Annotated in this window: 11 protein-coding genes and 1 pseudogene; all 12 read left to right on the forward strand. The window is 42.0% G+C overall.

The window, feature by feature from the left end:
* The first annotated feature begins 100 nt into the window (after positions 1–100).
* The 12 genes and pseudogenes from GC102_RS06700 (at position 101) to GC102_RS06755 (ending at position 13,650) form a co-directional block, all read left to right on the forward strand.
* Positions 101–705 (forward strand): annotated as a pseudogene (locus GC102_RS06700) (class I SAM-dependent methyltransferase).
* Positions 706–914: 209 nt separating this feature from the next.
* Positions 915–1,382 (forward strand): GNAT family N-acetyltransferase, encoded by a 468-nt coding sequence (locus GC102_RS06705; RefSeq protein WP_171688764.1) that lies wholly within the window; start codon positions 915–917, stop codon positions 1,380–1,382.
* Positions 1,383–1,623: 241 nt separating this feature from the next.
* On the forward strand, positions 1,624–2,184 hold the full coding sequence (locus tag GC102_RS06710) for a cysteine hydrolase family protein (RefSeq protein WP_171688765.1): 561 nt from the start codon (positions 1,624–1,626) through the stop codon (positions 2,182–2,184).
* 224 nt (positions 2,185–2,408) lie between these two features.
* The gene (locus GC102_RS06715) at positions 2,409–3,194 is read left to right on the forward strand and encodes a YheC/YheD family protein (protein ID WP_171688766.1); all 786 of its coding nucleotides are present in this window, start codon (positions 2,409–2,411) and stop codon (positions 3,192–3,194) included.
* A 362-nt stretch (positions 3,195–3,556) separates the two neighbouring features.
* Entirely contained in the window at positions 3,557–5,107 is a 1,551-nt protein-coding gene (locus GC102_RS06720; RefSeq protein WP_171688767.1) for a response regulator transcription factor, read from the forward strand.
* Positions 5,104–6,813, forward strand: coding sequence for a sensor histidine kinase (locus tag GC102_RS06725; protein ID WP_171688768.1), 1,710 nt, complete (start codon positions 5,104–5,106; stop codon positions 6,811–6,813). Before GC102_RS06720 ends, GC102_RS06725 begins: the two co-directional genes overlap by 4 nt.
* Before the next feature lie 180 nt (positions 6,814–6,993).
* Positions 6,994–7,890: an ABC transporter permease gene (locus GC102_RS06730; protein ID WP_171688769.1), complete on the forward strand. Its 897-nt coding sequence runs from the start codon at positions 6,994–6,996 to the stop codon at positions 7,888–7,890.
* Positions 7,891–7,914: 24 nt separating this feature from the next.
* The gene (locus GC102_RS06735; RefSeq protein WP_171688770.1) at positions 7,915–8,790 is read left to right on the forward strand and encodes a carbohydrate ABC transporter permease; all 876 of its coding nucleotides are present in this window, start codon (positions 7,915–7,917) and stop codon (positions 8,788–8,790) included.
* A 61-nt stretch (positions 8,791–8,851) separates the two neighbouring features.
* Positions 8,852–10,453 carry an extracellular solute-binding protein gene (locus tag GC102_RS06740; RefSeq protein ID WP_171688771.1) on the forward strand — a complete coding sequence of 534 codons (1,602 nt, stop codon included), beginning with the start codon at positions 8,852–8,854 and terminating at the stop codon, positions 10,451–10,453.
* A gap of 27 nt (positions 10,454–10,480) precedes the next feature.
* A complete protein-coding gene (locus tag GC102_RS06745; protein WP_171688772.1) occupies positions 10,481–10,843 on the forward strand; it encodes a cupin domain-containing protein in 363 nt (120 codons plus the stop codon).
* A 24-nt stretch (positions 10,844–10,867) separates the two neighbouring features.
* Positions 10,868–11,860 (forward strand): Gfo/Idh/MocA family protein, encoded by a 993-nt coding sequence (locus GC102_RS06750; RefSeq protein ID WP_171688773.1) that lies wholly within the window; start codon positions 10,868–10,870, stop codon positions 11,858–11,860.
* Positions 11,854–13,650 carry a glycoside hydrolase family 36 protein gene (locus GC102_RS06755; RefSeq protein ID WP_171688774.1) on the forward strand — a complete coding sequence of 599 codons (1,797 nt, stop codon included), beginning with the start codon at positions 11,854–11,856 and terminating at the stop codon, positions 13,648–13,650. Before GC102_RS06750 ends, GC102_RS06755 begins: the two co-directional genes overlap by 7 nt.
* Positions 13,651–13,956: the final 306 nt, after the last annotated feature.

The following is a 13,956-nucleotide window of genomic DNA, read 5'->3' on the forward strand; positions in this document are numbered from 1 at the left end:
AATTTTGCAATCACGTTGATGAGACATTATTATAAGAGGACTATTCATGCCCCATAACCCCCTTGGCTTTTTATTATCTCATTTTAAAGGAGGAGAAAATATGAACAGGTCTGAGTACAAGGATTTCTACGACAAGGTTGGACAATTGAACGGTTGGGACTTTAGTAAATTAAGAACTACTTCTGAAGGAGAACAATGGAATTTTCTTTATGAAGTAACTCAAAGATGCAATAAGTCCGATTTATTGCTTGATATTGGTACGGGCGGTGGAGAAGCTTTATTATCTATTGCCGATGCTGCATTACTTCTTGTTGGCATTGATCAATCAGAAGGAATGATAAAGTCCGCTACTGAAAACTTAAAAAAATCAAATAAAACAAATATTCGCTTCTTACAAATGGAAGCTGAAAATATTACGTTTCCTGAGTTCTTTTTTAATGTGGTATCCTGTCGACACAGTGATAGTATCTTACAGAACTAGCTCAAGCAGGTTTTACCGATATTCAGTCTTTTGAATATGATGCAACTCAGTATTTCCAAACTTACGAAGATTTGGTCTTCTTTTTGAAATTCACCCCTGTTATTCCTAACTTCGGGCAAAATGATCATGATTTCGAAATACTTCAAAAGTTTATTGAATCAAATCAAACAGCGAAGGGAATCAAGACTAACACGAAACGCTTCATGATAGTGGCAAGGAAATAATGGGTTGTTAAGCCAATGCAGAATAAGAACTCAATAAAATACAACACGAGGCTACCGCGGAATCGATCGGTAGCCTCATATAGATACGTCCTTATTAAACCGCTATAATATGCGAAGGACATAATGACCTTAAAATAAATAATTTCAATGATTTTTAAGGGGGCACAACCCCTATGCTGTCTAAAAAAGTAAAGGAGCTGTTATGTTAAATGAAACAGATTACTCTTCGCCAATCCCAAAATTCCGATGTTGAGACAATTGCTAATTTACGGGCAATTGTACTACGAAATGATTTAACTAGGTTAGGAAGGTTTGATGAAGAGAAGGTTCGTCAACGCTTCCGTAATTCATTCGACTCAGATCACACTTGGATTATTGAGTCAGATTCTTCTTTTGTTGGCTGCGTAGCTCTTAAACCAACGTTAGATGGTTATTTATTGGAACATTTTTATATTTATCCCAATTACCAAGGTAAAGGAGTCGGTAGTCATGTATTAAAAAAACTGCTTGAACAAAATGATGTAAAAGGAAGACGTGTAACATTAAATGTCCTACAAGGAAGCTCTGCTAAACGTCTTTATGAACGGTTTGGTTTTAAAGTTGAAAGTGAGGATCTCATAGACGTTTACATGTCTGTGAATGTAGAGGAAAATATCAGAACCGTTGAAGGAATGTAATAATGCTCTCCCTAAAGTGGTATATTCGATTAACTTGAATCTCAAGTAAATGTATAGGTTGTTCAACGAGGAACGATAGCTTCATAACAAGATCTACTATACTCAGACCCTCAGCCCGTTGCTGTGGGTCTCTTTTTTACCATTCAACTAAAGCGCAGTTTAGTTTAATAACCACACCAGTTGCACCAATTAGGATAAGCATTTAAAATGTAGTAAATTCAAAAAAACAGGGGGAATTTTCATGGATAAAAAGAATATTGCTTTAATTATTATAGATGTACAAAAAGCTTTTGATGATAAAAAATGGGGAGAGCGAAACAATCTAATTGCCGAGGAAAACATTAGTAAGGTACTAACATTGTGGCGGCATAAAGGTTGGAAAGTAATACATATTCAACACATGTCCGATAACCCTAGTTCTGTATTTCATCCAATGAATGAAGGATTTGCAATAAAAGAATTAGTTGCACCACTTGAAAAAGAAGTAGTTATAACAAAGAAAGTAAATAGTAGTTTTATCGGTACAAATTTAGAAGAGACTCTAAAGTCAAATGGTATAACATCAGTGGTGATAACTGGATTGACTACGCCTCATTGTGTATCTACGACCACAAGAATGAGTGGGAATTTAGGTTTTAAAACATACGTTATTTCAGATGCGATAGCTGCGTTTGGTTTAAAAGACCAAAATGGTAACTATTACGACGCCGAGACTATACATAATACTTCTCTAGCTACATTAAATGATGAGTTCGCGACCATACTTTCGACAGAACAGCTAATAAATAATTATTTTAATTAAGTTTATTAAACTAACGCAAAACTAGAGTTTCAATAACATCAGAATGAGGCTGCCACTGATTGATCTGGCAATTCAGTTAATGCTCCAGAACAGAAAATGATCTGGTTATCTCACCAAAATAATCCATTCTATTTTGAGAACTAAATAAGAATTTTCGGTCTCCACGAATGCCGTATCCATCTTGCATGAAGCATAATATGATGTCTAATAAACAGAGTTAAAGGATGGATGAAATGCACCCAAGTTTGGCAAGATTAGCAAAATGGAATCTACATCGTTTTTATTCCAAACATTCATGGATAGCAAAACATCTACCGCCTACAACTTTTTATACTCGTGAAACTTTATCTTCATTTTTGCAAAAATATAAAACCATCTATATCAAAGCGAATACACAACATACAGGTAAAGGCATCATTAAAGCGTGGAAAACAACAAAGGGCTATCAGTTTGTAAAGGTGCGCGGCAAAACAACCTTTGCTTCATCCATCGAAGACATCCATCAACATATAAAAAATACTAGCCCTCAAACAACATTCATTGTTCAAAAAGCGATAGATCTAGCTGAGATTAATAGTCGCCCTTTTGACATTCGGGTTATGATGATGAGAGATGGTCAATGTAAGTGGAATTACGCAGGGATGGTTGTAAAGGTAGCTGGTCAGGGAAGTGTTGTTTCAAACGTTCAACGAGGTGGAGGTTATGTAATTAGTATTGAAGAAGCGTTAAAGCAATCACTACTCTTCAATAAAGAGCGTATCGAAAGTATCAAGAAACAACTTATCTCATTAAGTTATAAAATTATGCACTACTCTCAGAAGTTTCCTTTCTACTCATTTCAATGTGGAATAGATCTTGCAGTAGATAAAAAAGGACGTATTTGGATTATTGAGGTCAATCTTCATAATCCGTCGCATGGTTTGTTTAATAAACAAAAAAACAAATCATCTTTTAAAAGAATTGGTCATTTATATACGGATTACAGAAAACATAATAAACGACTGATATGAAAAAGCCTTTCTACTTGGATGTAGAAGGGCTTTTTCATATCGTCATCCCATTATCTATAAATGTACACCAGTCTTTTTTTCAGTATGGCTAAAACCGTAAAAAATTACATGGGGATCATAAATTAATCTATACTGGAAATTTCATCAATTCGTTATAATGATAGTTGAAAGCGTTTGCCGGCAAGTTTGGCCTTCATACCCTGAGGGTCGTCGAACGAACGCCAATGCTTTGATCATAGGATGGTCTGCGAAATAAATAATACAGCATCGAGCGGCTGCCATTGAGGCAGCCACTTTTTCTATATCAATGACCGAAAAATGTAAGAGGACAAGTCCATATAACTACTGCCGGGAGGATTCCAATGTTTAACGTGTTGATCGTGGACGACGAAAAATTTGAACGTGACGGGATCAAATATTTGCTATCCAAATGCAACTTTAATGTAAGTGTTACCGAAGCGCAGAATGGCAAAGAGGCGCTTGATTATCTACTTCATCATGAAGTGGATATTTTGATAACGGATATTAGAATGCCGATCATGGATGGAATAAGCTTGGTGAAGTCGCTTAGAAAGCATAACGAATCGTTGAAAATCGTCATTTCCAGCGCATACGGCGAATTCGAATATGCGAAGAAAGCCATCGAGCTTGGCGTAGAGCATTATATATTAAAACCTGTCGATATCGAAGAATTTATAGACGTCATTCGAAAAGTGTTCAGCTCATGCGAAGCCGGAAGAATGGAGAAAGAAAGAAGAGAGAAACTGCTCGCGGGTTATCATCGAAGCATCAAATACGAGAAGGAACAAATCATGCTGGATCTCATCCATGGGGCAAGTGTTGATGTGCCGATGAAGACAAGAATGCGGCAATCCGATTTCGATTACCAATATAACTGTTTCCAATTGATCTTGATCCAAGTGAACTTCAAAATATTTGATTCAATGGCATATCGGTTGGAAAATGATTTGCACATCATGATTCAAACGCAATATGACCATGTCAATCTGAACGAATATCAAAGCGTGATCTTGTTAAAATCACACCATATGCTCGCACATTCCGAATTGTTGGAGATTGGCAACCGGATACAACAGTTTTTTACTAATAATGACCTTACCGCCGCCTGGATCGTATTCGGCAGATCGGTGAACAAAATCGAGGATCTTCATGATGCATATATAGATATGGAGACGATGCTTGATTACCATCTCTTCGGTCATGGTGAAGGCAGTTTATTGTTCGTGGATCAGTTCTATGTTAAGGAAGAGCAGCCTTCCCCGACCATGAACCGGTATTTGGAAGATATAAAGGGCTTGATTCGATTTCGAAACCTCAAAGAAGGAAAGCGGCGTATCTCCATGTTCTTTGACGAGCTTCAGGAAGGCAATCATTTCTCCAGTATTTACGTCAAGCATTTGTGCGTGGAGATTATAAAAGAAATTTGCGCAAATTACCCCATTCACGCTCATAAATTTCAAAGTGTGATTCGAGACGTTTATTTAATTCGGACGCCCGCAGATATCAAGAAGATAATTTACACATTACTGGAAAATGAGGATTCCGATACGACTAACGACAATATCGATCAGAATCGTAAAGTGATCCAGGAAGTTGTTGACCTTATCGCCAAACAGTACAATCAGGATATTTGCTTGGACTCGATCGCTTCCGGCGTTCATTTGTCCCCAAGCTATTTAAGTCATCTGTTTAAGAAAGAAACAGGTGAAAATATGGTCAAATATATTACAAGCATTAGACTTAAGGAAGCAAGCCATTACTTGAGGAATACGAATATGAAGATCGTTGACATCAGCAAAGAAGTGGGATTCTCCAATTTGCCTTATTTCTGCACCTTATTTAAGAACTATTACGGTCTTACCCCTGCAAAGTATAGGGAGAGAGTAGAATGAAGCGGGCCCACCGGATTCATGCATTTCAATTCGCTTCTATTAGGCAAAAGCTGTTCTTATCTTATATATTACTAATCGTGATCCCGATTGTGGTATTGGGCTTGTATTCTTATTATCAGTCCAAGTTATTGCTCCAAAAGCAGGCGCTACAGGGAATACGAGAGACGATTCGAACGATTTCGGACAATATGGACTATAAGGCGGATCAATATAACAGGATTATGGATTCTATTGTGTACAATACTGGCATCCTCAAAATATTCAATAACGATTATACGGACGTATCCAATTTATCTTATGATTTAAGAAGCTACCTGGATCCTACGTTCAACACGATTAAGGGAATGAACAAAGAAATTATACAGCTTACCGTTTACACGCAAAACAAATTGCCGGAATACGGCGATTTCATTCAAAACAGCAGCCGTGTCGCGCAAACGAATTGGTACCGGAGTGCTTCGACCAACGTCAATACGGAATGGTATTGGGAAGAAGGAAACTTGATCGTGGCCAGGAAAATACCGGACATTTTCCAGCTCCGAAATCCGAGCACTGTCTCTATGAATCTTACCTATAGCAAAATGTTCGAAGGCTTGCAGAGCAAAGAAATGAACAATTTCGGCATCGTCGTAAGAGATAAGAATTCCAATGTCGTTTACAGCAATTCCATCTACCTAAAACAACGTCCCTTTTTTGATGCTATGGGCAAATCCTCCAAGATCGGGAATCATGAATACTTCATTATCGACGAGCAAATTCAGCATCCGAGCTGGACGTTATCGTATTTTATTCCGCTAAATGAGGTATCTATCAATGCAACGAGCATTATTAAAGCGACTGTTATTATCGTACTCGTATGTTTTTCAATCCTGCTGCTGATGATTTGGATGTTTTCCAACATGTTTACTATACCGATCAAACGTTTGATCCATAAAATGAAACTGATTGAAAACGGGAATTTGGATATTGTCGTCTCTTCCAATTCAATAGACGAATTCGGAGTACTGACCAACCGATTCGGACAAATGCTGCAAAAAATAAACGAGTTGATTCTGGTCGGTTATCAGAACAAGATCGATCAACAGAAAGCGGAATTTAAGGCTCTCCAATCCCAAATAAATCCTCATTTCCTTTATAATACGTTGTCGGCGATTAAGTGGAAGTCCGTTCAGGCCGGACAAGAGGAGATCAGTAAAATCGTCACCGCTCTCTCCAAATTTTACCGAACGGCGTTGAACAAAGGGGACAATATCATTCCCGTACGTGAAGAAGTCGTCAATATGAAATCCTATATGGAGATCATGCTGATTATGAGGGAAAGCAGCTTCGACGTTCATTACGATTTTGATGAAGACATATTTCGTTATGTGACCATTAATTTGATTTTGCAACCCGTAGTGGAAAATTGCATTGAGCATGGGATCGCGGGCAAAACGGACGGGCGGGGAAAGATCGCCATAACGGGACGAAGCCGTGACGGGTATATCGAGATCACAGTAGAGGATAACGGAGTTGGCATGACGAAGGAGAAATCCCGAGAGGTGCTGTCTCGAGAATCCAGAGGATACGGGTTGAAAAATGTAAATGACCGGCTGAAGCTGTTCTTCGGAGAGGAGTATGGGATCTCGATTGAAAGCGTCTTGGGGAAAGGCACTGTAATGACCATTCGCCTTCCGAAAAGAGAAGAGCTATTGCCTGACATGTGAATCGAAACACGATCATATGAGAAACACGTATGCCCGGAACGTCACCGCGGGTGCGTGTTTTTTGCATTGGAATGGATAAAGTTCGAAATTTATTGAAGCATATCTAAAGAATCTGAAATTGTTGGCGAGAACGGATACTCCTATAATAAATACAAGGAGGTGGTCGTTCTGGAGAGCAGTATGAAGAGCTTCAAGAAATATAAAGTGCTGTATGTGATGATGATGCCCGCGATAGCTTACTACATCCTTTTCCATTATGTTCCGATGTATGGAGCTGTGTTGGCTTTTAAGGATTTTCAGCTTATGAAGGGGATTTGGAACAGTCCTTGGATAGGCATGCACCATTTTATGTATGCGTTTTCAGATCCGGTTTTTTTACAAGTACTGAAAAACACGATCATCATCAGCTTTTATAAATTAATATTCGGTTTCCCTGTTCCGGTCGTGTTTGCCCTGCTGTTGAATGAAGTAGCCAGTGCAAAGTTTAAAAAGTTAGCTCAAACGATATCGTATTTGCCGCATTTTATCTCGTGGGTGGTGATGGCGGGGATCTTCATGAGTATCCTCTCGATCGACGGTCTCGTTAATTCCGTTATCAAGCTGCTCGGGATGGATCCTGTCTTGTTTATGGGAAATGAACAGTATTTCCGGCTCATTCTCGTATTGACGGAAATTTATAAAAGCTTCGGCTGGGGAGCGATCGTTTATTTCGCAGCCATTTCGGGCATTAACGGCGAATTATATGAAGCGGCCATCATCGACGGCGCAGGCAGATTCAAAAGGGTTATTTATATTACGATCCCCATGCTCGCTCCAGTAATGGCCATCCTGTTAATTTTGTCGATGGCGGGGATTCTGGATGCCGGGTTCGATCAAATTTTCAATATGTATAGTGTTAACGTATACCGGGTATCGGACATTATCGATACGTATGTGTACAGAAAAGGCATGGTCGAGATGAAGTACAGCTATGCAACAGCGGTTGGTTTGTTCAAATCGGTCGTTGCCTTGATCATGATCGTAACGGTTAATCAGGTCATCAAGACGATGGGCGGAAAAGAGCATGCATTATGGTAAAACCGGCATCTGGCGGAGGGGCTTATGAAGAAAACGAAAAGTGAAAAATGGTTTGATATCCTGCTCTATGCGCTCGTATCAGGGATCCTAATGGTTACTTTGCTGCCGTTCTGGAATCAGATTGTCATCTCCTTATCTTCAGGCAAGGGAGCTTATTCATCCGGGTTGATGTTGGTGCCTCAGAATTTTTCTTTAGCCGCATATAAGCTTGCTCTGGAATTCACAGGCTTGTGGATCGGTTATGGAAACACGCTGCTGCGGACGGTGCTCGGAGTAACCTTAAGCCTCCTATTTACTTCGATGTTGGCTTATCCTCTTTCCAAGTTGGATCTGCCGCTTAACAGAACGATCACGATGTTCATCTTGTTTACCATGATCTTTAGCGGCGGCTTAATTCCTTCATTTCTGCTAATCAAAAATTTAGGTCTGTTGGGCACGATATGGGCATTAGTGCTGCCGTCCTTGGTCGGTACGTACAACGTTCTCATTATGAGAAATTTTTTTCGGTCGTTGCCGGAAAGTCTGGAAGAGTCAGCGAAGGTGGACGGCGCGGGTTATTTTATGATTTTCTGCAGGATCACGCTCCCCTTGTCGAAGCCTGTTCTGGCAACGGTTGCGCTATGGGTAGCGGTTTATCATTGGAATGCATGGTTCGACGCCATGATTTATATCAAGGATCCTGGCAAGCAGGTACTGCAAATCGTGCTTCGTAAAATCGTGCTCGAAAACAACCTCGATTCCATGCAAGCTTTGGTCAACAGGACGGATACGACGAAGCATTTGGGCAGAGAATTGTATGCGACTATTGTGATCTTGTCCATATTGCCTATGCTGATCATTTATCCGTTCGTACAAAAATTTTTCGTTCAAGGTATCATGCTGGGGGCTGTTAAAGGTTAATCCGTTGAAGGACAGGGAGCCTTTATCGATACATACACTATATAAAAAGGGCGTGATTCAATTGAAGAAGAAAGTGTTAGCAGGCAGTATTATGGCAATTACGCTTGTGGTCATGACCGCATGCACCGGTCAGGGCAATCAAAGCTCCAAAGGAGATGCGGTGGCGACGGCAGGTAGCCCAGGTAAGGAAGAACGATACAAGCTGACTTTCTTAAGCTGGGCCAGTGATAAAATGACGGATCAGCCTTATGCAGTCAAAGTGATACAGGACAAGTTTAACGTAGATATCACCATTGACCCGGAAAAGGCGGAAACGTATCAGCAGCAGCTGCTTTTGGATATCGCTTCGGGAAAGGTACCCGATTATTGGGTGGATTTGAAAATGCCTGACTACGATAAATTTGTCGCACAGGGCATTCCAGCCGAGCTTTCAGAGGATTTCATCAAGATGAACGCTCCCAATTATTATAATTGGCTGGTCAAAAATTTGGGCCAAGACCCGTTCAAGTATCAACGCCGGGACGGCAAAATCTACTCCTTGCCGATTATTTGGACACTCGGCAGCGATGCCACTGTAGTCGGCATTCGGAACGACTGGTTGAAAAATGTAGGGATTACCAAAGTGCCGGAAACCCTCGGTGAGTTGGAAGAAGCGTTAATCAAATTCAGAAACGACGACCCCGATAAGAACGGTAAGAAAGATACGTTCGGCATGACCGCAAAAGCCGAGCTGCAGCCTGGGGTGGTACCGTTCTCGGATATATTTACTTCAATCTTCGCGGCATTCGGCGTGTATCCTGGTGCATTCACCGAAGAAAACGGAAAAATTATTAAAGGAGAAATTCAGCCTGGCGCCAAGGATGCATTAACCATACTAAACAAATGGTATAAACAGGACCTCATTGATCTCGAGTTTGCCGTGAACAAAAAAGCGAACATAGATGATAAAATCATTTCCGGGAAATATGGCGTCATCGAAAGCAACTGGTGGAACTTTCTTCCCGCAAGAGCGTTCTCCGGAGGGAAATATTTTGAGAAAATACCCGACGTAGATTGGGCGCTTTTTGCCGGACCTAAAGGCCCGAATGGAGATTACGGCGCGCTTCAGAAAAATCCGGTAGGAAATTCCGGCCAGCAGTTTTCTAAGAAATTGGAAAAAGATCAAGGGAAATTGAAAAAGTACCTTGAGATTATGGATGCCTACAGCTTTAACACGGATGTTCGCGCCTCGGTCACCTATGGGGAAAAGGGGAAAACGTATAACGTTACGCCAGAGGGCGACTATCAATTTATTCCTCCATATGACCAAGAAAACGAACGAATCAAGTTCGGAATCGGACCGCAATATCCGTTTATGGGCAGCTTTAACGATTATGATTTCCAGACTCCATTCATGACCGACGCGAAATATAGGGATTTGAGGAAAAAAGTCGAGCATATCGGCAGAGGAAAATATGATATTCTGGAGCCCGTATCCAGACCCATGTTTAACGAGAATAAAGATCGGCTCGATCAATTTGCCGTCAAAGCCTTCATTGACTTTATTACCGGGAAACGGCCGATCAGCGAGTTTGACGCGTTCGTTGCGGAATGGAAGAAAATGGGCGGCGATCAAGTGATGAAGGAAGCCCAGCAAAAATACGACGAATTGTTCAAGAAGTAAGTTAATAAAAAGAAGGAGTGATTTTAAATGAGAACTTATCGCTTACAGCAGTTGGCTGATGTTACGGAAGGACATATTTTGAAAGACATTATGCCGGGGGACTACCTCTCTTACGGCGGGCTTGCCTTCGAGAAGCCGGGCGCACGCGCTCATACGAACGACGGTCCGGGCGGCATCGACTATCATGTGCACGAAGATTGCGAAGCTTTTCTTATCCTGCAGGGCAAAGGCGAGGTTGAAATCAACAAAGTGCACATGTATCCCGTAAAGACGGGAGATGTCGTCATTATTGAGCCGGGAGAGGACCATCATCTCATTTCAAGCGTGGAAGATCCTATTGTCGTTGTCTGGTGCCATGCCGGACCGTCCCGAAACAAAAATCAACTATAAAGAAGCAATGAGAGGGTGAGCAATATGAAGGCGGTTCTGGTTGGTTTAGGAAACTTCGGTTCAGGGTGGTACAAGAGATTGAGACGTCATGCTGGCGTGGATGCGGTATGCGTTGTTGAAGCGAACGTTCAGCTGCGCGAAACGATTGATCCGGAAACTCCGTTTTACTCGTCATTGGAAGATGCGATCATCAGCGAGCGTCCCGATTTCGTCATTAATGTTACACCTCCACACATTCACACTTCGATTAACGAGATTGCGTTCGCGCATGGCCTGCCTGTGCTCTGCGAGAAGCCGATTTCGAACGATATTACGGATGCGCAATATATTGTCGGCCAAGCCGAACTGAAAAACATCCCGTTCATGATTTCCGAGAATTACCGTTTCTTCGCCCCGGTGCTGAAGGCGAAGGAGCTTTTAGACAGCGGCGTTATCGGACATTTGTCATCCGTACACATCGAATTCGACCGCTATCATGTCGTACCCGTTCCTTATTTCGGTCGGCTGGCAAATGGATTGCTGGAAGATGTCACGATTCATCATTTCGATATGATCCGTTATTTTACCGGTCAGGAAGCGGTGAAATTGTTCGCTATGAACAGCAATCCGCCCGGAAGCTGGACGGAGACGACGACGGTCCACCTTAGTGCTTGGATGGAGCTTGACGGAGGAACGGTCGTGGATTATCACGGCAGCATGATGGCCAAGGGAAAACTGACTGAATGGTATGGTGATTGGCGTTTCGAAGGTGCGGATGGCGCGATTGTGATAACGAGCAACCGAGTGCAGCTTATGAAGGAAGGAAAGGCCGATGAAGTGTACACCTTCGACGGGGTAGGAAACGTGTTGTCGATCGATGAATTTCTAACTGCATTGAAGGAAAAGCGGGAGCCACGACCAAACGGAAGAGATTATTTGAAGTCGCAAAGCTTGGTGCATGCTGCTGCTGTATCGTCGAGAACAGGCAAAATGCTTTCCGTGGAAGAAGCACTTAGAGAGGCTGTCTTAAAATGCTGAATTTGGACGATGTGAAAAAAATCAAATCTAGTGTTAGACTTTCCGATTGCACAACAGCTACTGACCGTGAGGTTACCATAGAGAAATCATGGGTGAATAATCTTTTAAGCACTAGAGTTGTTAATCGGTCCGATCATTCACTGCGGATTAGAGAGGTCGTACTTTTTTCTGGGGATATGCCTCTAGCACCCGATACGCCATTTTACGGTGAAGGCTTTCAAATGCTTACTCAATACGGAGGTACGCTTGCTTTGCCCTATGTGATCGGGGCTTACGGAAAAGATCGGGACTTCTTCCGGATCCCCGAAACTCCGTTTCATGAGAACTTATGGACGGTATACAATCTGATGGCGTTGTCACCCTCTCATGAGGAGCACCTGCTGATGGCCTTTACTTCATGCAATCGCTTTTCCGGCGAGTTTCGATTCAGAAATTCCTATATAGAAGTGATTATGGATACAGAAGATTTAGAGCTGGGACCTGGCCAATCGTGGGAATTGGAACAATTCATGTTTTCTTCTGGGGCGAACCGTGATCTGCTCTTTCAAGAATTGGCTGAATGCCTCAATCGGAACCACCCGCGTATGCTTTATCCTGAAATACCTACGGGATGGTGTTCCTATTATTGTCTTCGTCCAATAACTGCAGAGGGACTTTACGAGAATGCACGCAGTATGGTCCAGCGAATACCTGAATTGAAGCGAATTCAAATTGATGGGGGCTATGCAGCAGCCGACGGCGACTTCTTAATTCCGAGTGTCACGCTTGGAAATGACGTTAAAACGATTAGTGAAGGTATCCGGGCAACCAAGATTGAAGCTGCCGGCTACCTATCTCCCTTTATTGTAGAACCGGGTTCGAAGCTGTTCCTTGAGCATCCGGATTGGCTGGTTCAAGATCAGGAAGGCAAACCTTTCAATGGAATCGGCCAAAAAAAGAAGCTGCCAGAAAAGCAATGGTATATGCTGGACGGAACGCATCCTGAAGCCCAAAACTATTTGAGGTCAGCTGTTAGGGTTATGCATGATGAATGGGGTTGGCGGTATTTTAAGTTGGATTTTCTGCAATACGGTGCCTTGCCAGGATGCCGTTACGACAAACAAGCAACAAGAATCGAAGCATTTCGCAGTGCAATGAAGGTGATTGTCGATGAAGTCGGGCACGACAGCTTTATTCTTGGATGCAATGCTCCTTTCTGGCCGCTTCTTGGATTAGTTCACGGGAACCGGGTGACCAATGATATTGCAAGGGACTGGAAACATGTCAGCGGCAATGCGAAGGAGCTATTTCCTCGGAACTGGCAAAACGACACCTTGTGGTATAACGACCCGGATGTCATAGTCCTCGAAAGAGTAACGTTTCGTAACCAGACGATTAGCGGCGAAGTCATAGAGAAGAAATCGGATATTTCAGATCAAGAGTTCGAATTTCATAAAGCTGTTATCGTAGCATCCGGAGGGATGATCCTAAGCGGAGACTTAATTCCATCTCTGTCCGAGGAAAATATCGGTGTATTGAAGAAGCTCTTGCCTCCAACCGATAAAGCTGCCTACTTTGACGATGAGACTTATACGATTGGACGAATCAAATTGGAGGATCGTTATCTCATTTGCGTCTTCAATTTTGACGATCAGCCTAAAGATATCGTGATAAGCTTGGAGGGGAGCTATCGGGTTTACGATTTCTGGACGGATGAGGAAGTAGGTACCTACACGAACACGATGAAACTTAACAGCTTAGAACCTCATTGTGCCAAAGTATTGTATTATGAGGTGCACGGTAACTTATAAATGTATGTAAAGGTTTCGAGAGTCCGCATGACAAACACGGTTGTGCGGTATCAGTTCCGTCACGTATCGTGGTGTCAATATCCAAACTACAAGATCCATGTCTTTTCGTTTTGTGGAAGTACGATGTGTCATTGCATAAATACCGCCAGGGGATCTCCTTAACAGGAGATCCCCTGGCTATTTCTTACGCTATTCTTGGATGCACATAACTTTTTACAAAATATAGCGGGATTTTGCCGGACGATAACCGAATGTTATTAAAAGGTCCCTGAAAGTATTACAAGGAATTTAAAGTCCAATATCGAA

The organism is Paenibacillus germinis, from assembly GCF_013141785.1.
GTDB lineage: Bacteria > Bacillota > Bacilli > Paenibacillales > NBRC-103111 > Paenibacillus_E > Paenibacillus_E phytorum.